Here is a 19,401-nt window from a genome sequence, read left to right as displayed (position 1 = left end):
CCTCCTTACTTGATGCGGATCGAGCTTTCGCCACGTTCCAGGTGAGCCCAGGTCGGTTCGGGGATCAGTTCGTGCTCGCAGTCCTCGCCGGCGGCCATGCGCTTGCGCACTGCATCGTTGTGCTCGCGGCAGGTCTTGAGCTTGGCGGCGATCGCCTTCTTGTCCGGATCTTGGGTCACCTGCACCCGGACCAGGTCGTCGGGCAGCTCGTCCAGCTTGTCGACGATCACCTTCTCAGGCGCCGCCGCCAGGGTGATGGTGAACAGCGGGCGCTTGATCGACTTGAGGTTGGCGGCTTCCATATTGCGGCGCAGGTAGTCGCCGATCTGCGTGACCGCGTTCTTCTTGATGCGCTTGAGTTCGGTCAGGCGCTCGATCTCGGCGTCGATGGCCAGGACCTCGCCGTCGATGTTGCGGCGCAGCATGACGATGTTGTCCGCCTTGTCGCCGAACTCACCTGCGATGCCATCCATGGTGTCTTGGATGGCCTGCTTGAGGCCTTCGTCGTCGGTGTCGGCCATGGCGGCCAACTCCATCATCTGCTTGGTGAGGGGGTAGAGGCTGCTCATGCGGCGCTCTCCTGCTTGAACTTAGGCGTCAGGTCCGCCAACTCCTTCGCAATGCGCTGGACGCCCGTGTCATCCTTGCGGGCAGCCAGGCGGCGCACTGCCGAGTCGTGGATTTTCTTCAGCTCGTAGAGGCTCTGTGCGCCTTGCATGGATTCGACTGTGTTCTTGAGGTAGTCCAGGCGTTCCTGCTTCTGGCGTTCCTCCTCGGCAAGTCGATCATCAGCCTTGCTGATGGCCACTTCATCCCGGACCGCGTCGACATACGCAGCATCGTCGAAGAGACCCAAGTGGATGTCAGCAGCGAACCCAAGAGGCTGAAGGCACTTGCCAATGGCGTCGGTCAGCGACTTCTTGGCAGCCTCCCAGTCGGTAATGATCTTTCCCTGCTGCAGGTGAACGAACGGGGTGTGCCCATACTGCTCGACGGTGCACTTCTGGCCATCCTTGCCCAGGTACCAGAGCTGTACCTTCAGCGTGTGCAGCTTCGCGTTGATTCTGGGCGCATCTGGCCACTCCTTGGTCGGAGCCTGGAGCGGACCACCTTCGTCGAAGCGGTCTTCAAGCACCGTCCAGCCCCAGCCTTCACCGCAAGGGCCGAACACCTCTGTGGCCTTGCGCATAAGGTAGGTAGGTTTGATGGCGGTACCGCGGAAGCCGCCCATTCCGGTGAAATTCTTGGTAGCACTGGGGTCGGTCGTTCCGACTTGATCCCAGATACGCATGTTTGTGTTGGACATGGCTGTACCTCGCGCCGTCGTCACGATAGGGCGCTGATGGGGGAGGGGTTACTGGGTGATGAGGTCGGCTAGGGCGCCGAACAGCATCAAGGCGGTGCAGGCGGTGAGCATGCGGAAGGAGCCGCGCCAGAAGACTAGGCGCCGGGCCTGTTGTCGATTCATGGCACGGGCCTCAGTTGCGCCGCCACTAGCTCGTGCAGGGCCTTGCCGTTTCGGCTGATGCGACCGCCTCGGAGCTGCCATTTCTTGGTGCTGGGCCAGCAGTCGATCGCCCGCCCATCAGGCAGGGTCAGCACAACGTGGAAACCGTTGTTGTGCTTCTTGTGGGCGACCCCAGTGCGCACCAGCCAGGCCTCAAAGCGCTGCATGGCCTCGGCCTTCATGCGCTTCTTGTGGCCCTTAGCGTTCGGCCAGCTACCTTCTCCGCCGCAGTTGCTGCAGCACCTGGAGTAGCCGACGTCCTCACCGATGTACTCGCAGCAACTCATGCAGTGACTGCCGTCTTCGATGTTGTCCTCGTAGAAGCTCACGCCCGCACCTCATAGCCGACCGTCCACTCGCCGCAAAGGCAGGCGCGGCAGCTCCAGGCCAACGGGTTTTCAATGCTGGCCAGCGCCGCTGCGTGCATCGCCGCAGCGAAGGTCGGACCCTTGAACAGCATCAGCACACGGTCACCGGGCAGAGCTTGGGCCTCGGGCAGCTCGGCGACCTGCTCGTCGATCAAGGTTGGGAAAAGGGGAGTGCTCATGCTGCCTCCATGCGCTGGTCAACGACCTTGTTCAGGCGCTCGTGATAGTGGTCGAACTCAGGGAAGGTGATGCGCTGGTCGGCCATCATCGCGTTCAGCTGAAGCTGCACCAGGGCAGCGCAGCCAACCGGTGTGGCCGGATCGGAAAGAGCTTCAAGCTCCTTGTCGATCAGGATGTACGGGCTCACAGGGACTCGGCCTCGGCCAGAACCCCGTCGGCCGCCAGCGGCTCGAGCAGCTCGCGGGCGATCTCGCGCAGCTTGGCCTCTGGAATGACCTGGGCCGACGCGGCGCGAACGTCACACGGCACGCCGCTGCGCCCGACCAAGACCAGCAGGCCCAAGGCAGCAGGCCCGGCGCTGGCGTCCACGCCGCCGTCGGTGATGAAGTGGTCGATCGCCTCGGCGAAGTCCTGATGGGTGACGCCCTGGGCTTTGCGGAAGCGCCGTTGAAACGTCACGTCCTGGCGGTCCAGCAGGGTCTCGACCGCGTTGTCGACCCAGGCGCGCTGGGCCGCTTCCTCGACCGTCTCGCTCACCTGGCAGGGCAGGCGGTTGTCGAACTCGAACTGTGCTGCGTGAAGTGCTTGCATGATCGCCTCCAGGGCGTTGATGCGGCCGCATTGGTCGGGCACCAGGCGCAGTGACCAAACTGGGCGTGAAAAGCCAGCCTGGTACCCGCCAATGCGGTCGATGTGAAGGGAGATGGTGTGGGGGTGCATCGGAGCGCGCCCTGCATGACGTTTGCCGACCATTGCTATCGCGCAGGTCGACGGTACTCAAGGCGCGCTCCGATGCACCCTGCGATGGGGAGCAGGGCATCGGGCAGTTAACGTCAGGCGGACGTGGCGCTGGTTGTTCAGTGCTGCAGCGCGCCCCGGCCAAATGGCTTGAAGCAGCAGGCGCAGACTGCAACGCCAGTTTCCTGCTCCAGCTCAATGCTGCGTGCAGTGCTCCGGTAAGTGTTCGCAGCGAAGGTAAGGCCGGCGCGCTCAGCTTGATCAGCGGCCTGCAGCCACGCAGCAATCGCTGGGTGCGGGGCTGGCTTGGGCGCCAGTTCGATCTCGATCTGCATCGTCTTGCCCTCCAGGGCGGTTGATTCAGTGGATTCCCCCTGATGCGCCCCGCTTGAGGCGCACCGGGCGATCTTCTGTCTCGCCGCGACCCGCTACTGGCGTCGGTCGCTGGCTTCAATCGTTCTGTCAAAGAGCTTTTTCAGGTCGGTTCCGCTTGATGCTTTCGCCTTGCGGGGCCTGGATCGACACTTCGCTGTCGTCTGCTATCTGGCGTGTCCAGATGGTGTGAGGCTTGAGGGCCTCCCGAGGGGCTGTGTAGCGCCTCGATGGAGTGAACATTAGGCATTCCTTCTTTTGCAGTCAATAGGCATCCCTAACTTTTTTTTCAGGCTGCATGAAAAAGCCCGCACTGGGCGGGCTTGGAGAAGCGTAAATTTGACCTACTGGCCTGCAGATGTCCTCTGCTCCATGGCGCACCTGTTCAGCTTGACCATGTTGGGCGCCATGCCTGATAGGTCAACGCGCCAGGTTGGCTCGCGTCCGTCCGCCAGCGACACCATGAGCCAGCCTGTTTCACGGAGCTTGGACACGAACGCTACGGTGGCTTCCGCCGGGATAGTGGCGTCGATCACCTGGCCGGACCGGAAACCGTTGAGGGTCAGCGGATTGCCGTCTGGAAACTCTACGTCGAATTTGCCCCATGTGTTCCGTGGGTAGTCCCAGCCCTCTCGACGCAGCTTGATGTGCACCAGGTTCTGGTCGCTGTATTTCTGGACCAGCAGCATCGGGCTATCCCGGCCAACCGGGGTTACAAAGACAGAGCAAACGCTCCTCCCTTGCTTGTCGAAGTCTTTCGAGAATTCCACGACAGTCGGGCCGCGGGGCCAGCCAGCAGCTGATTCTGAAGCAGGCTGAGGGTTGGGGTGGGCTGTGGGCGAAGCCGCAGAGAAGATCCAGTAGAGGGCACCGAAGCACGCGCCCGCGACGATGAAATTCTTGAGGGCAGAGAGGGCAAGGGATCTCTGCCTTGGTCGCGCCATGGGCCTGCCGCAGCCAGGGCATGCAGCAGCAGAGTCTGATATTTCGCGATGGCAGTCAGGGCAGACAATGAGCGGCATGGGGATCCTTTCTTACGCCGGTAAAGGCCTCATTCTACCACCTACACCATGAACACCGACTTGGGCATTTTGCCGTCAACCACGGTCCCTACAACCTCCCATGTGTCGTCCACAGCCTTGGTGGGGTAGGCGCTGTTCAGTGGCTTCAGGTAAAGCTCGCCCGCATCTCGAATCAGCTGCTTGAAGGTCGCTTCGTTCGAGTCGATCATCCTGGCCACCACGAACTGCCCGGATCTGGGCTCAATGTCTGGTGCTACCAGGATGATAGTGCCCTCAGGGAAAGACGTGCCAGAGGTGGACGTCATCGAGTTGCCTGAAACGCGCAGCCAGAAAGCATCCTCGCCAGCCCATACGTCCGAGGTGTGCTGCGGGCACAGCGCTACATTTCCCATGTCGATCGCCTCCCTGGCACTGCCGGCTTGAACCCAGCTGATTTCTGGATACGAGAAAGCCCTTGTGGGCTGAAGGGTCAGCTCAACGTTAGAAGGCTCAGGCTCCTGCGAGGAGCCACGTTTCATCGGCCCTCTTCCGGTGGCAAGCCAAGTAGGCGATACGCGCAGAAAATCCGCTGCCGCAAGCAGGTTCTGCCCCTCAATGGTCTTGGTCTTGCCGGAAAGCCAGTCGTGCACGGACGGCGGCTTCACCTTGCAGGCGCGGGCTAGCGCGGCCTGCGAAACCTTGGGCGGCCCGGCCATGATTTGTCGGAGTCGTTCTTGAAGTGTGCTCATTAGGCGAGCCTAACACTGTCCATCTAAGGTATTCCTATTGACCTGTGTGAAAGGTATGCCTAATATCCCTACCTAAGATTCCAGCCGGAGATATCAGGCATGAACCCCAGCGCAATTATTGACGCCCTGGGCGGGACATTTCGCGTAGCCGAGCTGTGTGAGGTGCGCCCGCCATCGGTGAGCGATTGGAAAAAGCACGGCATTCCCCGTGCACGAATGATGTTTCTGCGCGTAGCACGCCCAGAGGTCTTCAAGGCGCTCGAAGAAGAAGCCCTGAAAGACCCTGCACGGCCAGCTTCTGGCGCAAAGAAAACAGCCGCCTAACCCACCACCCAGCAAGGAGCAGTACCCACATGAGCTTCATGGACCCCGAAACCCAGCGTCGAGACATCGCCAGGAAGGTCCGTCTCTATCCGTTGCTTGATCGGCAGCTGAGACGCGCAGCCGACAAGAGCCGACGCGAATATGCCACCTACTTGTTCGAGATGCTCGAGTGGGCGGCAGTGAACGGCGCAATCGAAGCGCTGATGCCCGACGAAGTGAAGGATATCGCGGGCTAGAGGCCCTCAGGAGGGCACGATGGAATTTTCTGAGAAGAACGTGCCGCCAGAGACCAGAGCCAAGATTCATCGCCTGATGGAAGCCCGAGGTTGGACATTCGAGGAGGCCGTGAACGAGGTCTTTATCGAAGCAGTTGCATCTGGCGGGACTGCCTTTGCTGGCAGGAGAAAGGCACCGGTTCTGGAGCTGGTGGGACTCAAGAGACCCTCTGCTGGATAGGTGAGGGCCTCAACAAGGGGCCTCTAGAGGGCCTCAACCAAATCGCAGAGACAAAAAAGCCGGGATTGCGGCCCGGCTCTCTGCAATACACAACATGTTCAGGGAATTATGCATATGCAGACCCAAAGTGTACAGGCCCTAAACCGGCCCGCGCCACAAAATGCGAACCACAATTTCGTGGCGCGCACGATGTCATCGCTCGAAATTGCCGAGCTGACCGGGAAGGCGCACAAGCACGTGCTGGCCGACATCCGTTCCATGCTCACTGACCTGGAAATTGACTGGGCCGAACTTTCGGCTCAGTACAAAGACAGCACCGGGCGTAGCCTGCCGTGCTTTAACCTCGACCGTGAGATGACCGACACCTTGCTGACCGGCTACAGCGCCAAGATGCGGCTGGCCGTCATCAAGCGCTGGCGCGAGCTGGAAGCACAGGTTGCCCTGGCGCTGCCCGACTTCACCAACCCAGTCGCCGCCGCGCGCGCCTGGGCGGACCAGGTCGAGCAGAAGCAGGAAGCCGAGAAGGCCCGCCTGCTGCTGACCGTCGAAGTCCAGGCCCAGGCCAAGAAGATCGACCACCTGGAAAACCTGTTCAAGGAGGGCATGACCGCCACCCAGTTCTGCAAGGGACTCAATGGGGTCAACGTGATGCAGGTGGGTCACTTCCTCGAGCGCCGCAACTGGCTCTACAACGAGAGCAAGTCAAGCACCCGCTGGCGCGTGGGCTCGTATGCCCGCGACCGCTACATGACCGAGTACCAACAGGAAATCACCCCGCACGGGCGCGAAGCCTTCATCAGCTACACACCCATCCTGCTGCGCAAGGGCGCCGCTCGCCTATACGAGCTGTACCTGGCCGGCGAGCTGCCCATGAAGAAGAACTGGGACGGCCTGCACACCCATGACAAAGCCGTACGGGGTGCAGCATGAACGAAGTGCACCGCTACAAGGCCGTCAAGATGCTTTCTGAAGCCGGCAATCGAATCACCTACAGCCCTCACGGGCCCGATGTGGTGATGGCCGAGGTATATGACCAGCTCAAGGCCGAGGTTCAGAGCCTGCGCAACACCTGTGCGCGTGCAAGCGCATGTATGGATCGCTGGGCAGCTGGGCATGCTTTCGACCCAGATGGGCCGGGCGGGCGAATCCGCGCGGAGCTTTTCGACGCATACCGCCCAGGTGTGCGCGATAGCTTGGCGCGCCTTGACGCGCTCATCGAAGCGGAGCGCGGCCAATGACTGATATTCCGCGCCAGTTCAAGGGCGTCTGGATCCCTGCTGAGGTCTGGCTGGACCACTCCCTGTCGATCACCGAGAAGGTGATGATGGTCGAGATCGGTAGCCTGCAAGACCCCAAGCGGGGTTGCTACGCCAGCAACAGCCATTTCGCCAGGTTCTTCGGCCTGTCGAACTCCCGTGTCTCCGAGATCATCAGTTCGCTGTCTGCCAAGGGCCTATTGCGGGTCGAGTTGATCCGCGATGGTCGCCAGGTTGTGGAGCGCCGCGTTCGCCTCACTGACCTATTCGGAAAATCGAATACCTATTCGGAAAACGCTTCGACCCTATTCGGAAAACGCGGTGACCCCTATTCGGAAAACACGCAGGGAAGTAATACACAGAGCAACAGTACATCTGAGGGTGTAGGGCGCGCCCCTGCCAAGGCAGCGTCGCCCGCTTCGCGCAAGGCACCGAAGTTCGATCCCCTGACTGCCAAGCCCTGCAACGTCAGCGAGCAGACCTGGGCGGACTGGTGCCAGCACCGCGTGGAGATCCGCAAGCCACTGACCGCCAAGACGTGCGAGCAGCAGGCCAAGGCCCTGGCCAATCACCCGGCGCCCGACGCCGTGCTCAACCTTTCCATCAGCAACGGCTGGACCGGCCTGTTCCCGGACAAGGTGCTGGCCGGTGCACAGCAGCGCTCTGGCCGTACAAACGGCCCGGACTTCGACGACACCAGCTGGGCAAACGACTTGGGTGATCTATGAGCAAGCCAAGACCAACACAAAGCGTTCAGGCGCTGATCGGCAACGTGAACGATCGTGTCCAGCTCGTTGAGAAGATGGGGAACATACCTGCGCCGGCAGCCCCGGCCCAGCCCAAGAAGCTGGACCCAGGCACTATCAACGTGGTGAACAGCTTGTTCCGCGAGCTGCAGGCCATCTTCCCTGCCTGGAAACAGGCCTGGCCGGATGATCTGGCCTTGGGCGCGGCCAAGCGCAGCTGGATGAAGGCGTTCATGGACGCGCAGATACACGACATCGACCAGATCGTTTTCGGCATCCAGCGTTGCCGTGCCCTTGGCAGCCCTTTCGCACCGAGCGCTGGCGAGTTCATCGCCATGTGCTTGCCCACAGCCGAATCGTTGGGCATCCCGAGCCACAACCTGGCATTTCGTGAGGCGCTGGTGAACCTGCACCCGAGTCGGTCTGGCGCCCGCACCTGGTCCCATGAAGCTGTGCGTCACGCCGCCCTGCAATGCGAGATGTACAACCTGGCCGACCTGCTGCCGGAGAAGGCGCGCGCCGTGTTCGACCGGGCTTATGACATCACCATCCGAGCGCTGGTCGAGGGCCGTCCACTCGAGCCGGTGCTGACCGGGATCGGCCACGACAGCCAGAAAACCGAGCTGCAGCTGGCCGAGGAGTACGGCGAGTGGCGCCTGGGCCAGGCCATGAGCCGCCAGGCGATCCCCTCCAACCCTCAAGCCTGCCGCGCGCTGCTGCTGGCCAAGTTGAATATCAAGCGCGGTCCTGTGGCCGGCAAGGAGTGCAAGTGAAAACGCACTTTGATCCCCAGCCCCAGAGCGATGAGTCGAGCGAGCAGGCTTCTTGCGGCACTTGGCTGGGCGAGGCGAGCAACCTCACTGGCGAGTGGTCCCGGGTTGACTGTCGGCGCTGCCTGGCCCGCAAGGAGAAAATCTCGGCGGCAGTGGCAGCCGAGGAAAACGCAATCGTCGAGCAAATGGGCCACATGGCCGCCTTCATGCGGGAGTGCAAGTGATGCCAGTTATTCGATCCCCGCGCGGTGCGACCCATGCTTACGCCCTTGGCTCTTACTACGAGGCTTTCTGGATGCGCGTCGGCAGGCAGGTATTCGCTTTCAACCTGTATCGCAATGAGTGGCTGCTGACCAACCACAAGCCGTCATTCCTGGCCAGCTTCAAGCCGCTGAACGTCTTTGAGATGCACCCGGACACCGCTACCTCTCGGCGCCAATTTCAGGAGCAGCACTGATGGACACCAACAAGATGCGCGACGTCAGCCGAGAGCAGTTCGAACATCACTACCTCGTCGAGCTTAGCTACGAAGAGTGCGACTTCCACATGGATGGCGATCGCTATGTCTGGCAGGCAACCGAGGACCGCTGGTACGCCTGGCAGGCCTCTCGCGCCGCCGTGGTGGTGGAGCTGCCAGACCCTAACGAGGTACACGACACCGGCGACTACTGCGCAGAAGCAATTGATGCGATCGAGGCCCAGGGCCTGAAGGTGCTGCCATGACCATCGACAAAGCAAAACTACGCGCAGCCGCCGTCGACTGGGGCCATCACCCAATGGAGATCACAGGCGATGACATGCTGGAGCTGCTCGTGGAGATCGAGCGTATCGGCGCTGACCGCAAGGCCTGCTGGGAAGAGTTCAAGGTTCAAGGGCGGCGGCTTGACCAGCTCAAGGCCGAGAACGAGGCACTACGCGATGGCGCCAATTTCCGCGCAATCCAAAGCCTGCGCGCTGACTGCGATGCGCTGCGCAAGGATGCCGAGCGGTACCGGTGGCTGAATCGTCAGCGCTCAGGTACTTGGAAAGAGGTTGCTGAGATCCCGATGAATCGTACTGACGCTTTCATCGACGCGGCCATGGCCAAGGAGTCGAGCCATGGCTGACCTAATCGCGAAACCTCGACACTTCTGGTCGTCTGGGCCGGCTCGAGTGCGGGAGGTCTGCCGCCTGGCCTATCTCTTCGCTACCGAGCTGGCTGTTGCTGGTGCCATCGAGATCATCGTGCGCCCGGTCAAGTCCCGGCGCACGCTCGAGCAGAACGCCAAGCTATGGGCCATGTTGGGCGATATAGCGCGCCAGGTGGACTGGCCGGTGAACGGGGTCATGCAGAAGCTGGACGCCGAGGACTGGAAAACGCTCATGACCGCCGCTGCCCGCCAGGAGGTGCGCATGGCTTCGGGCATCAACGGCGGTGTGGTGATGTTGGGCGTCAGTACCAAGCGCATGACCGTAGCCGAGCTGGGCGACGTGATCGAGTGCATGTATGTGTTCGGCGCCGAGCGTGGGGTGCACTGGACTGAACCGAAGGGCCGAATGCCCGAGCAATGGGAGGCCGCAGCGTGAGCCATCAATTCAAGCCAGGTGACCTGGCGCTGACCCTGGTCCCGGATGCAGTAGTCGCCCAAGGCAGCCAGGTTGAGATCGTGAAGGGAATTGCGAAGGGTGAGACGCTCTCCATCAAGGGCCGTCCTTCCTTCGTTGCGCCGACTGCTGGATGGTTCGTCACGTGCCCCAGCCTGAGCCCGAAGATGACCGCATATGGTGATGGTGAACTCATGCCGTTATCTGGAAAGTTCGAGCCAGAGCAGCTGAAAGCCAGGGAGGTCGAGCCGTGCGTGTGACCAGCAAGAAACTGCGAGACAGCGCGCGCGGCCAGGACTGCACGGTCCGCATCCCCGGCATCTGTAACTTCAACCCGGAGACGACCGTGCTGGCGCACCTGCCATGCGGCCAGAAGGGTATGGGCATGAAGGGCTTCGACACCGTGGCCGTCTACGCCTGCTCGGCCTGCCATGACGTGCTCGACGGGCGCGGCCTGGGTGAGGTGGACTGGTCGGACATGCCGCGCGCGATCGCCGAGACGCACGAAGCGCTGATCCGCGCGGGCATCCTGACTGTGAAGGGGGCGGCGTGATCACTCAGAAGCCACCGTTTCGCAACCCAGGCCCACGCAAGCGCCCGGCTGATCATGAAGGCCAGGAACAGGCCGCGCTGATCAAAGAGATCGAGCTGCGTTACCCGGCCGTGGCCAAGCTGATCTACCACGTTCCCAACGGCGGACACCGGCACAAGCTGGTGGCGATCAAGCTCAAGGCCCAGGGCGTGCGTGCGGGCGTTCCCGACCTGGTGCTGCCGATGGCGCGCGGTGGGTACTTCGGCCTGTACATCGAGTTCAAGGCCACGCCGCCGAATGACGCAGAGATCAGTCCCTCCCAGCACAGCTGCATCCAGGCGCTGAACGAGCAGGGGTACCTGGCCGTGGTGTGCCGTGGCCACTTCGAAGCGATGCAGACGCTTAGGGCTTACTTGGCGCTGGCGCCGACGCCACGGGTGGCAGCATGAAGAAGAGCCACGGGCCTGCCTTGCGCAAGGCGATGATCGAGCTGGCGCCGTGCACCTGGTGCCGGGGCGAGGGGATCACCCGTGGCGTCTTTCACGATCTGGCCTGCGACCAATGCAACGCCTCCGGCTGGGTGAATGCTGCCACAGGGGAGGCGGTACCGCTCGAGGAGCTGGTGACCCAACTGAACATGAAGCTGCGTGCCATGAGCAGGCAGCTCGAGCAAGCGACCAGGCGCCAGCCAGATGGAGCTGGCGCCGACTACCGATCGAATAACCGCCGCGGTGCCGGCGGAACGAACTACACCGGGGATTGAGGGGAAGGGCATGATCTACAGCAGCGTATCGGGTGCAGTGGTTGCTGCTCTGGCAGCAGGGGAAAAGGGGGCAGCGAAGGGGCAGGCCTGGCAGAAGCTCTACAAGTCGGCAGAGGAAGATGGGGGGTGCTTGGCTACGCTGGGCGCTCAGGCGCATGACGTAGACCGCTCGCAGGTGGACTACTGGCTGGCTGCACGCCTGCATCACCTGCTCATCCCTCGGCATTGGAACGCCTTGAAGGCGAAGTACGCCACCAGCAAGGCCAAGAAGATCCAGGGTATTTCCGCCATCACGCCCTTGATCGCCAGCCCTGCGCCGCCGCTCTTCATCTACAAGGCAGTCACCGCCTGGGCAATACCGAAACTGAAGGGCGCTCGACGAAAAGGCCCGCGATCGGTGTCGGTCGATATCCCGCTCGATGCGTCGGAATGGCGCCGCGACAGCCTGGTCAATGCAGCCATTGCTGCAGGGCACGCCGAACGAAAGAAGGTAGAAGCCATTGCCGAAGACCTGATCATTCTTCCGGACAGCTTCTACGACATGAACACATGGGACTTGGAGGCCAATTCGGAACCGACACGGTACCGCTGGCGCGCCGGGATCAAGGAAAAGCTCGACGGCATGATCAACGATGCGCTGACTGAGGTCAGGGCGATTCTCCATGCTGAAGGATTGCTGGACAGGGACGCTGCGTAATTGCTTGTTGACATTGCTGAGAGAGTGAGAGAAATTAGCGCCATCCTGTCATTCCTGCGCACGTTGAGGACTGACCAAGAAAGCACGGCCATTGTGCCGGGTTTTTTGTTGACAGAAAATTCTAGCGCCTATATATAGCGATCGCCCAGTTAGCCTATTTGAGGTGCGATAGTGATCGACTTTATTGATGACGAGCCAGAGCACGAGCTAGAACCAGAATTAGAACCAGAACCAGAACTGGAGCGCGTCTATGACGGCGACTTCGCGGTAGAGGATGATGACGAGGAGCCGGGCGACCCGTTTTATGATTCTCCGTACGATGATGACGAAGATGAAGAAGACGAGTATGAGAAAGACAATAGGGAAGGGTGGGAACACAATATTGAAAAATGGAATGATCTCTGACCTAAATCCTTGATTCTAAGAAAGCCCGGCCGTTTAGCTGGGCTTTTTCTTTTCTGAGCCCTGGCAAATGCTAGGGCTTTTTTTCTGGAGAACTCGATGGACCCGACCGACCTCGGCCCAGGCACAGCCACCTGGCTGGGCGGCACGGGCACTGTACTGCTGGGCGCTTTTCTCTGGTTGCGCAAATTCCTCTCGAAGGACGCAGCCGACCGCGCCATGGACAACGCCGACATTGGTACCGTCCGCCGTCTGAATGAACTGCTCGACTCTGAGCGCGAGGCCCGCAAACAGGCTGAAGCGCGTGCCGACCAGTTCGCCAAAGAGCGGAATGACCTGGCCGCCCTGGTTGGTCGCATGGAAGGCAAGATCGAAGCCCTCACCAGCCAGGTGGGGCAGCTCACCGAACGCGTGACACTTCAAAGCGAGGAGATCTCGCGCCTACGCGCCCAACTCGGAGGTGCCCGATAATGGATAGATGCGTATTGGAATTCATGGCCCGGCGCTGGTGGCGCCGCGTCGAGGTATGGGCAATCGCGATCCTGCTGATGGTAGGTGGTGGCTTCGGCGGTTATCAGCTGGCGCAGTGGGCGCTTGCCAAGACCTACCTGGAACAGGTGGCCGAGGTGCGCCAGGCCTACGACGCCGCGATCGAGCAGCGTGACCTGCGCTTGGATGAGCTTGCGCGCCAGACCGGTACCGCCGCCGCTAAGGCCACGAAGGCAGCGACCACTGCCTCTCAAGCAGCCGACAAAGCGGACGAAGCACTCAGTCGAGTTGCACCCTGATCAGCAGGAATCGATTCGCATAGCTTGAAAGCCAGTTTTCCAATTTATCTCAGCTGAACACGTTCTCACTTAAGGCCACGTCCCGTTTAAGGCCAATTTTTTCGCAGATATATAAGCCTGTGCCACTTAAGCTATGCGCAGGACCATTTGCAGTAAGTGACATCACAATCATTCCGCGGCCCATGAGGAAGTTCTTAGTCGACAGAAGCGGCATTGAACCATATTTAGGGGCTAATTCTTCGCCCGGGTCATAGCTTGCAGCTAACCCAAAGCCAGCTGGGAGCAAGCGCACAGGGTCGGGAAAAGCTTGATAAAGGGTAGTTAGCACTTGGATTGAAAGATCATCCAACTGTTCTGCTTGAAATTCCATTCAGTTACCGCCTCGTCCGAGGACTTTTCGTTTGAGGGTTCAAATAGGCTAGCAAGGCTAGATCGTCTAGATCTGCTCTACTCCGGCCTTCCATCTTCTCTGAAAGACGTTGCTGTAACCACCAAAAATTAGGCACCAGATCAAACCTGGGTTCGTACAAGCGAGGAACGATCGTGAGCAAGACCATTGAAATCGTTGTCAGCGGGCCAGTTGGCGCAGGCAAGTCCCATGTGCTGGCGCTGATCGAGCGCGCGCTGCGTGCCGAGTACGGTCGCGACGTGTGCATCGTATCGCCCGACCTAGATGCTGAGCGCCAGTTGGGCAACCCCGGCGCCAAGCCAGACATCAAGCATGTGGTCTTCCACCTCAGTGAAGACGGGCCGTCGCGGTTGCCGGCCCTGGCCCAGGGTGAAGCGTTTGCAGGTCTTGATCCGCTCGAGCAAGCGATTGATCAATCAGTGCGCCTTGTGGGGGAATCGGCTGGTGCTTTGGCTGAGCGGCTGAGTCGCCACCTCGATAGCCTGCTCGATATTCAGCTCGGTCGCCTTGAGCCGGTAGCGACTGAGCATATTCGCTTTGAGCACGCTGCCGTATAGCGTTGGAGGAAACCATGAGCAAAGTCAGCGCTGAGTATTACCAGATCAAAGGCATGGCCAGTGAGCTGTCGGCCGAGGAGCAGGCAGAAGTGAAGCGGGCTGAGGATCTCGTCACTGAGCTGGCTAAGTCGTCTTCGGCCGCTTCGCTTGGCGTACTCCTGGCCACGATCAAGCTGGCTCAGGAGAGCTGAGGGGCTAGGCTCCAACCCGCCTATCGCCCGCGAGCTCCACATGCGCCGACCTGACTGGCCCGCGTAACGAAATCAATATGCGTCGTTTCATGGCGCAATCACCAGAGGATCCATCATGGACAACCAGCACAAGAAGATTACCGGCTACCGCGATCTCACCCAGAGCGAGATCGACGGCATGAACTCCATTAAGGCCCTGGAGGCCGATGCAGGTGAGCTGTTCAAGCAGATCGGCCAGATCGAAGGCGTGGATCAGCGCACCTTGGCCCTGGCCAAGACCAACCTGCAGCAAGGCTTCATGTGGTTCGTGCGCTCGATCGCGAAGCCAGCTGATCCCTTCAGCTGATGGCCAGGGCGCCCTATACGCCCTGCAAGCTGTACGTGGATGGCGCCGAGGGTATCGCGGTCGGCGACTACATCACCACCGCCGCTGGGTCTGCCTACCTGGTACAGACGCTTCGTGTCAGCCGTACAAGGCCGGAGCGCAAGCACATGAATTGCCTACGTTGGCCGCTGGCTGATGTGCCCGCCGACGCCCGGCGCTTTCAACTGACCTGGTACCGGAGGTGATCATGCGTTGCTCTCAATGTCGCCTTCCGCTCGAGCAAGGCGATCGACCTCCCACTACCGAATGGCGCGGGCGCCCAGCAGGCTGGCAGGCACCACCTGCGCCGCCACCAATGCGCGGCGGCGCTATGCCGCATGCATCAGGTGTAGGCGTGACGCTGGTGGTAGCGGTGTTCGTGATGGGCGTGGTGGTTGGGACGAAGATGGCAGGAGGATGGTGATGGCCAGGCTCAAGACGATCAGTCCACGGCTCAAGGAAGGCACCGACAGCCGCATCAAGACCGTCACACCAGGCAGCTGGCGCAGTGGCAAGACCAGCTCACAGCGTGGGTACGACTACCGCTGGCAGAAGGCGCGGGAGCGATACCTCGAAGAGCATCCGCTGTGTGCCTACTGCGAGAAGATCGGTCGCACGACCGCCGCTCGCATTGTCGACCACATCGTTCCACACCGAGGAGACCGTGAACTCTTCTGGAATCAGGCGAATTGGCAGCCGCTCTGCAAGCCATGCCACGACTCGGTCAAGCAGGCCGAGGAAACCGCCGGGTTGGCGTAGGTCGAGGGCGCCAAACCACCGGGAATGCACCGGATTGGTGCGGTTTGGGTGCGGAATCGGCCGATTTCCCTCGAATTTCATCGAAAATGAGACGAATTCTCATTTATAGGGTAGGGGGGTCGAAACTTCACGATTTTTCGTTCACTAGACCGCTCCCGACCCCACGCACAGATTTTTTTCCGCCCAGGATTTTTTGTTAATGGCTTTAACACCCAAAAAGCGCGCGTTCATCGAAGCGCTTAGGGAAGGTGCGTCCAATCGAGACGCAGCCATTGCAGCCGGATGCCCCGAAAAGACGGCGTCTGCGGCCGGTTCGAGGCTCGCAAAAGACCCTGATGTGATCGCCGAATTGCACAAGCTGGAAGCGCTCGGCCTGCTCCCGCCAGTTGTTAAAAGTGTTAAAGCGGATGTTAAAGCTCCGCCTGCCAAGCCGCCCAAGCCGGCGAAGGAACCGGCGCCGGTTGACCCTGATCCTGCTGATGCTGCCGAGCCTCCAGAGGCGGAACCCGCCGGGTTCGACCTGGCGCAGGTGCTCCTGCATCGAGACCCGAAGGACTTCCTGCTGTCGGTGATGAACGACCTGGGTACCGAGCCGAAGCTGCGCGTCGATGCGGCCAAGGCACTGATGCCGTTCGTGCACCAGCGCAAGGGCGAGGGCGGCAAGAAGGAGCAGGCCAAGCAAAAGGCAGCTGAGGTCGGCGCTGGCAAGTTCGGCACGCGGCGCGGTCCGCTCAAGGCGGTGAAGTGATGGAGTGGACAACCGCATGCCCCGACTGGGAGCAGCGCATCGTTGCGCGCCAGAGTCTGATCCCCTTCGAGCCGTTGTTTCCCACCGAGGCGGCTGAGTCGCTGGACGTGTTCGGCGCACTGCGCATGGTCGATGCCACTGGCAGTCCGCTGATGTGCGAGACGGTCCGGCCCTGGGTCAATGAGTTCGTCGGCGCCATTTTCGGGGCGTATGACCCCGAGAGCGGGCGCCGGATGATCAGCGAGTTCATGCTGCTGATCAGCAAGAAGAACGGCAAATCCACGATCGCGGCCGGCATCATGCTGACCGCGCTAATTCTCAATTGGCGGACCTCAGGCGAATTCATCATCCTGGCCCCGACCAAGGAGATCGCCGACAACTCCTACGTCCCAATCCGGGACATGGTTCGAGCGGATGAGGAGCTGTCAGCGCTGCTGAAGGTGCAAGACCACATCCGCACTGTCACGCATCTGAACACCGGAGCCACGTTGAAGGTGGTCGCCGCCGACAGCGAGACGGTGTCCGGCAAGAAGGCCATCGGCGTGTTCATCGACGAGCTGTGGGTGTTCGGTAAGCGGGCCAACGCCGAGGCGATGCTGCGTGAAGCCACTGGTGGCCTGGCCTCACGCCCTGAAGGCTTCATCATCTGGGCGACCACCCAGTCCGATGCGCCACCGGCGGGGGTCTTCAAGCAGAAGCTGATGTATGCCCGCAAGGTGCGCGACGGCGAGATCCATGATCCGTCATTCCTGCCAGTGCTGTACGAGTTCCCCAAGGCGATGCTCGATGCTGGCGCACACCGGGAATTCTCCAATGCCTACGTCACCAACCCCAACCTTGGGCTGTCGGTCGACGAACCGTTCATTGAGCGCGGCTACACGCAGGCTCAGCTCGACGGCGAAGAGTCGTTCCGCGGCTTCCTGGCCAAGCACCTCAACGTCGAGATCGGCCTGGCGCTGCTCTCGGACCGATGGGCAGGTTCTGACTTCTGGGAGCAGCAGGCCTCCGAGCTGTGCCGAACGCTGGAAGACCTGATCGAGCGCTGCGAGGTGATCGACATCGGCATTGACGGCGGCGGCCTGGATGACTTGCTCGGCCTGGCGGGAGTCGGGCGCGAGCGAGGCACACGTCGCTGGCTGACCTGGACGCACGCCTGGGCGCACCCCTCGGTGCTCGAGCGGCGAAAGGCCGAAGCGCCGCGCATCCGCGACTTTGCCAAGGATGGACACCTGACCCTGGTCGAGCGCATCGGTGACGACATCGAGGAGGTGGCGCAGCTGGTGGCGCAGGTCGAGCAGGCCGGCCTGCTGGACAAGGTCGGCCTGGACCCGGCCGGCGTCGGTGCGATTCTCGATGCGCTCGAGGCTGTAGGTATCCCGCGCGAAAAGATCGACGGTATTTCACAGGGCTGGCGCCTGGGCGGGGCAATCAAGACCGCCGAGCGCAAGCTGGCCGAGGGCACGCTGCTGCACGGTGGCCAGCCGATGATGGCCTGGTGCTGCGGTAACGCCAAGGTCGAGCCGCGCGGCAACTCGATCCTCATCACCAAGCAGGCCAGCGGCTCGGCAAAAATCGACCCGCTGATGGCGCTCTTCAACGCTGTGACGCTGATGGCTCTCAATCCAGAGGGGCAGGGCGGCATGGAAAACTTCATGGCCGGCATTCGGGATCCACTGATCGCATGAACGCATTTCACTATTTCATCATCTGCGCGCTGTGCGGATTCGGCCTGGCCTGCGCGGGCGTCTGGATGCTGGCGGGCACAGGCTGGTCCCTGCTCGCGGGCTCGATCAGCCTGTTCAGCATCGCAGCGTTCATTCGCCGAGGGCTGAGCAGTGATTAAAACCCTCTCTCAAGCGCTCGGCACTGCCGCCGCCAAGCCCTCGGCAAGCATGAGCAGCTGGCTGGGCAAGAGCATTCGGTTGTCGGACGGCGGGTTCTGGAGTGCCTTTACCGGTGCCCAGTCCAGTAGCGGAAAGGCGGTCACGGTCGACAAGGCCATGCGCCTGTCGGCGGTCTGGGCCTGCGTGCGCATCATTTCCACCTCGGTCGCAGGTTTGCCGCTCAGCATCTACCGGCGCCTCCCGGACGGCGGGCGTGAGACGGCCCGAGACTTCCCGCTCTACGACGTGGTGCACAACAGCCCGAACGAGGACATGGCGGCCTTCCACTTCTGGCAGGCGGTCGTCGCTTCGATGCTGCTGTGGGGCAATGCCTACTGTGAGATTCACCGGGCCGGCGGGCGGGTCATCGCGCTGGACTTCCTGATGCCCTCGCGGGTGACCCCGGAGGCGGACGACGATGGTCGGTTGCGCTACTTCTTCCAGCCGCGCAAAGGCGCCCGCCGGGAGATCGCCCGGGACGACATGCTGCACATCCCGGCCTTCACCCTGGATGGCCGGATGGGTCTGTCGGCGATTCGCTACGGCGCCGATGTGTTTGGCTCGGCCATGTCGGCCGACGATGCGGCCAACACCACCTTCAAGAACGGGATGATGCCCACCGTCGCTTTCTCGGTGGACAAGACGCTCAACCCGACGCAGCGTGCCGATTTCCGCGACTACGTCAAGACGATCTCCGGCGCACTGAATGCGGGTAAAAGTCCCGTGCTCGAGCAGGGCGTGAAGCCCGAGATGATCGGCATCAACCCGGCCGACGCTCAACTGCTCGAATCGCGCGGGCACAGCATCGAGGAGATCTGCCGATGGTTCGGCGTGCCGCCCTGGATGGTGATGAAGACCGACAAGGGCAGCAACTGGGGCACCGGTCTTGAGCAGCAGCAGATCGCCTTCCTGACCTACTGCATCATGACCTACACGGCGCCGATCGAACAGTGCGTCAATAAGCGCTGCATGACGGCGGTGGACAGGATCAAGCACTACTCGGAATTCTCGCTGGAAGCCTTCCTACGCGCTGACAGCGCTGGTCGTGCCGCCTACCTCAGCACCATGGGCCAAAACGGCTACATGACCCGAAACGAAGGTCGGCACAAAGAGAACCTGCCCAGCATGCCCGGCGGCGACATCCTCACCGTGCAATCGAACCTGGTACCGCTTGACCAACTGGGCAAACAAAACGACAGCCAAGCCGCGCGCGCGGCGCTGATGAACTGGCTCCAAAGCAACTCCGGGGAGTAA

At 61.4% G+C, this 19,401-nt stretch carries 32 protein-coding genes and 1 pseudogene; 24 read left to right on the top strand and 9 right to left on the bottom strand.

Features of this window, described 5'->3' with window-relative positions; genetic code table 11:
- Positions 1 to 5: 5 nt before the first annotated feature.
- The 9 genes from APT63_11925 to APT63_11885 form a co-directional block, all read right to left on the bottom strand.
- Positions 6 to 569, bottom strand: a complete 564-nt coding sequence (locus APT63_11925) for a hypothetical protein (GenBank protein ID AMA46275.1) — start codon at positions 567 to 569, stop codon at positions 6 to 8.
- On the bottom strand, positions 566 to 1,291 hold the full coding sequence (locus tag APT63_11920) for a hypothetical protein (protein AMA47872.1): 726 nt from the start codon (positions 1,289 to 1,291) through the stop codon (positions 566 to 568). The genes APT63_11925 and APT63_11920 overlap by 4 nt, the downstream gene beginning before the upstream one ends.
- Positions 1,292 to 1,464: 173 nt before the next feature.
- Positions 1,465 to 1,674 carry a hypothetical protein gene (locus APT63_11915; GenBank protein AMA47871.1) on the bottom strand — a complete coding sequence of 70 codons (210 nt, stop codon included), beginning with the start codon at positions 1,672 to 1,674 and terminating at the stop codon, positions 1,465 to 1,467.
- A 158-nt stretch (positions 1,675 to 1,832) separates the two neighbouring features.
- Complete coding sequence (locus APT63_11910; protein ID AMA46274.1) at positions 1,833 to 2,054, bottom strand: hypothetical protein; 222 nt, start codon at positions 2,052 to 2,054, stop codon at positions 1,833 to 1,835.
- A complete protein-coding gene (locus APT63_11905) occupies positions 2,051 to 2,242 on the bottom strand; it encodes a hypothetical protein (GenBank protein AMA46273.1) in 192 nt (63 codons plus the stop codon). The genes APT63_11910 and APT63_11905 overlap by 4 nt, the downstream gene beginning before the upstream one ends.
- A complete protein-coding gene (locus tag APT63_11900) occupies positions 2,239 to 2,808 on the bottom strand; it encodes a hypothetical protein (GenBank protein ID AMA46272.1) in 570 nt (189 codons plus the stop codon). Before APT63_11900 ends, APT63_11905 begins: the two co-directional genes overlap by 4 nt.
- A gap of 104 nt (positions 2,809 to 2,912) precedes the next feature.
- Positions 2,913 to 3,128, bottom strand: coding sequence for a hypothetical protein (locus APT63_11895; GenBank protein AMA46271.1), 216 nt, complete (start codon positions 3,126 to 3,128; stop codon positions 2,913 to 2,915).
- Between the two features lie 381 nt (positions 3,129 to 3,509).
- Complete coding sequence (locus APT63_11890; protein ID AMA46270.1) at positions 3,510 to 3,854, bottom strand: hypothetical protein; 345 nt, start codon at positions 3,852 to 3,854, stop codon at positions 3,510 to 3,512.
- Positions 3,855 to 4,228: 374 nt separating this feature from the next.
- Positions 4,229 to 4,915 (bottom strand): repressor, encoded by a 687-nt coding sequence (locus tag APT63_11885; protein ID AMA46269.1) that lies wholly within the window; start codon positions 4,913 to 4,915, stop codon positions 4,229 to 4,231.
- A 353-nt stretch (positions 4,916 to 5,268) separates the two neighbouring features.
- Between APT63_11885 and APT63_11880 the strand changes: the two genes are divergently transcribed.
- The 24 genes and pseudogenes from APT63_11880 to APT63_11765 all read left to right on the top strand — a co-directional run bounded on the left by APT63_11880 (position 5,269) and on the right by APT63_11765 (position 19,401).
- Positions 5,269 to 5,475 (top strand): hypothetical protein, encoded by a 207-nt coding sequence (locus APT63_11880; protein AMA46268.1) that lies wholly within the window; start codon positions 5,269 to 5,271, stop codon positions 5,473 to 5,475.
- A gap of 19 nt (positions 5,476 to 5,494) precedes the next feature.
- Positions 5,495 to 5,695, top strand: a complete 201-nt coding sequence (locus tag APT63_11875) for a hypothetical protein (GenBank protein AMA46267.1) — start codon at positions 5,495 to 5,497, stop codon at positions 5,693 to 5,695.
- 108 nt (positions 5,696 to 5,803) lie between these two features.
- Entirely contained in the window at positions 5,804 to 6,625 is an 822-nt protein-coding gene (locus tag APT63_11870; protein ID AMA46266.1) for a hypothetical protein, read from the top strand.
- Positions 6,622 to 6,933 (top strand): hypothetical protein, encoded by a 312-nt coding sequence (locus APT63_11865; GenBank protein AMA46265.1) that lies wholly within the window; start codon positions 6,622 to 6,624, stop codon positions 6,931 to 6,933. The genes APT63_11870 and APT63_11865 overlap by 4 nt, the downstream gene beginning before the upstream one ends.
- A gap of 452 nt (positions 6,934 to 7,385) precedes the next feature.
- Positions 7,386 to 7,679: pseudogene (locus APT63_11860) on the top strand (transcriptional regulator).
- A gap of 74 nt (positions 7,680 to 7,753) precedes the next feature.
- Complete coding sequence (locus APT63_11855) at positions 7,754 to 8,470, top strand: Replication protein P (GenBank protein AMA47870.1); 717 nt, start codon at positions 7,754 to 7,756, stop codon at positions 8,468 to 8,470.
- On the top strand, positions 8,467 to 8,694 hold the full coding sequence (locus APT63_11850) for a hypothetical protein (GenBank protein AMA46264.1): 228 nt from the start codon (positions 8,467 to 8,469) through the stop codon (positions 8,692 to 8,694). Before APT63_11855 ends, APT63_11850 begins: the two co-directional genes overlap by 4 nt.
- A 232-nt stretch (positions 8,695 to 8,926) precedes the next feature.
- The gene (locus APT63_11845) at positions 8,927 to 9,193 is read left to right on the top strand and encodes a hypothetical protein (GenBank protein ID AMA46263.1); all 267 of its coding nucleotides are present in this window, start codon (positions 8,927 to 8,929) and stop codon (positions 9,191 to 9,193) included.
- Positions 9,190 to 9,576, top strand: a complete 387-nt coding sequence (locus tag APT63_11840) for a hypothetical protein (protein AMA46262.1) — start codon at positions 9,190 to 9,192, stop codon at positions 9,574 to 9,576. Before APT63_11845 ends, APT63_11840 begins: the two co-directional genes overlap by 4 nt.
- Entirely contained in the window at positions 9,569 to 10,036 is a 468-nt protein-coding gene (locus APT63_11835) for a hypothetical protein (GenBank protein ID AMA46261.1), read from the top strand. The genes APT63_11840 and APT63_11835 overlap by 8 nt, the downstream gene beginning before the upstream one ends.
- On the top strand, positions 10,018 to 10,314 hold the full coding sequence (locus APT63_11830; GenBank protein ID AMA46260.1) for a hypothetical protein: 297 nt from the start codon (positions 10,018 to 10,020) through the stop codon (positions 10,312 to 10,314). Before APT63_11835 ends, APT63_11830 begins: the two co-directional genes overlap by 19 nt.
- Complete coding sequence (locus APT63_11825; GenBank protein AMA46259.1) at positions 10,305 to 10,607, top strand: hypothetical protein; 303 nt, start codon at positions 10,305 to 10,307, stop codon at positions 10,605 to 10,607. Before APT63_11830 ends, APT63_11825 begins: the two co-directional genes overlap by 10 nt.
- Positions 10,604 to 11,035 (top strand): nuclease, encoded by a 432-nt coding sequence (locus APT63_11820; protein ID AMA46258.1) that lies wholly within the window; start codon positions 10,604 to 10,606, stop codon positions 11,033 to 11,035. Before APT63_11825 ends, APT63_11820 begins: the two co-directional genes overlap by 4 nt.
- A complete protein-coding gene (locus APT63_11815; GenBank protein ID AMA46257.1) occupies positions 11,032 to 11,349 on the top strand; it encodes a hypothetical protein in 318 nt (105 codons plus the stop codon). The genes APT63_11820 and APT63_11815 overlap by 4 nt, the downstream gene beginning before the upstream one ends.
- A gap of 10 nt (positions 11,350 to 11,359) precedes the next feature.
- Positions 11,360 to 12,046 carry a hypothetical protein gene (locus tag APT63_11810; GenBank protein AMA46256.1) on the top strand — a complete coding sequence of 229 codons (687 nt, stop codon included), beginning with the start codon at positions 11,360 to 11,362 and terminating at the stop codon, positions 12,044 to 12,046.
- A 501-nt stretch (positions 12,047 to 12,547) separates the two neighbouring features.
- Positions 12,548 to 12,919 carry a chemotaxis protein gene (locus APT63_11805; GenBank protein ID AMA46255.1) on the top strand — a complete coding sequence of 124 codons (372 nt, stop codon included), beginning with the start codon at positions 12,548 to 12,550 and terminating at the stop codon, positions 12,917 to 12,919.
- Complete coding sequence (locus APT63_11800) at positions 12,919 to 13,236, top strand: hypothetical protein (protein ID AMA46254.1); 318 nt, start codon at positions 12,919 to 12,921, stop codon at positions 13,234 to 13,236. The genes APT63_11805 and APT63_11800 overlap by 1 nt, the downstream gene beginning before the upstream one ends.
- Before the next feature lie 543 nt (positions 13,237 to 13,779).
- A complete protein-coding gene (locus APT63_11795; GenBank protein AMA46253.1) occupies positions 13,780 to 14,202 on the top strand; it encodes a hypothetical protein in 423 nt (140 codons plus the stop codon).
- A 306-nt stretch (positions 14,203 to 14,508) separates the two neighbouring features.
- Positions 14,509 to 14,739, top strand: coding sequence for a hypothetical protein (locus APT63_11790; protein ID AMA46252.1), 231 nt, complete (start codon positions 14,509 to 14,511; stop codon positions 14,737 to 14,739).
- A complete protein-coding gene (locus APT63_11785) occupies positions 14,739 to 14,963 on the top strand; it encodes a hypothetical protein (protein ID AMA46251.1) in 225 nt (74 codons plus the stop codon). Before APT63_11790 ends, APT63_11785 begins: the two co-directional genes overlap by 1 nt.
- A gap of 217 nt (positions 14,964 to 15,180) precedes the next feature.
- Positions 15,181 to 15,516 carry an HNH endonuclease gene (locus APT63_11780; protein ID AMA46250.1) on the top strand — a complete coding sequence of 112 codons (336 nt, stop codon included), beginning with the start codon at positions 15,181 to 15,183 and terminating at the stop codon, positions 15,514 to 15,516.
- A gap of 199 nt (positions 15,517 to 15,715) precedes the next feature.
- Entirely contained in the window at positions 15,716 to 16,264 is a 549-nt protein-coding gene (locus APT63_11775; GenBank protein ID AMA46249.1) for a terminase, read from the top strand.
- Complete coding sequence (locus tag APT63_11770) at positions 16,264 to 17,949, top strand: terminase (protein AMA46248.1); 1,686 nt, start codon at positions 16,264 to 16,266, stop codon at positions 17,947 to 17,949. The genes APT63_11775 and APT63_11770 overlap by 1 nt, the downstream gene beginning before the upstream one ends.
- A gap of 150 nt (positions 17,950 to 18,099) precedes the next feature.
- A complete protein-coding gene (locus tag APT63_11765; GenBank protein ID AMA46247.1) occupies positions 18,100 to 19,401 on the top strand; it encodes a portal protein in 1,302 nt (433 codons plus the stop codon).

This window comes from Pseudomonas monteilii (assembly GCA_001534745.1).
Classification (GTDB): Bacteria; Pseudomonadota; Gammaproteobacteria; order Pseudomonadales; family Pseudomonadaceae; genus Aquipseudomonas; species Aquipseudomonas alabamensis.
This window is presented reverse-complemented; position numbering and strand designations above follow the sequence as displayed.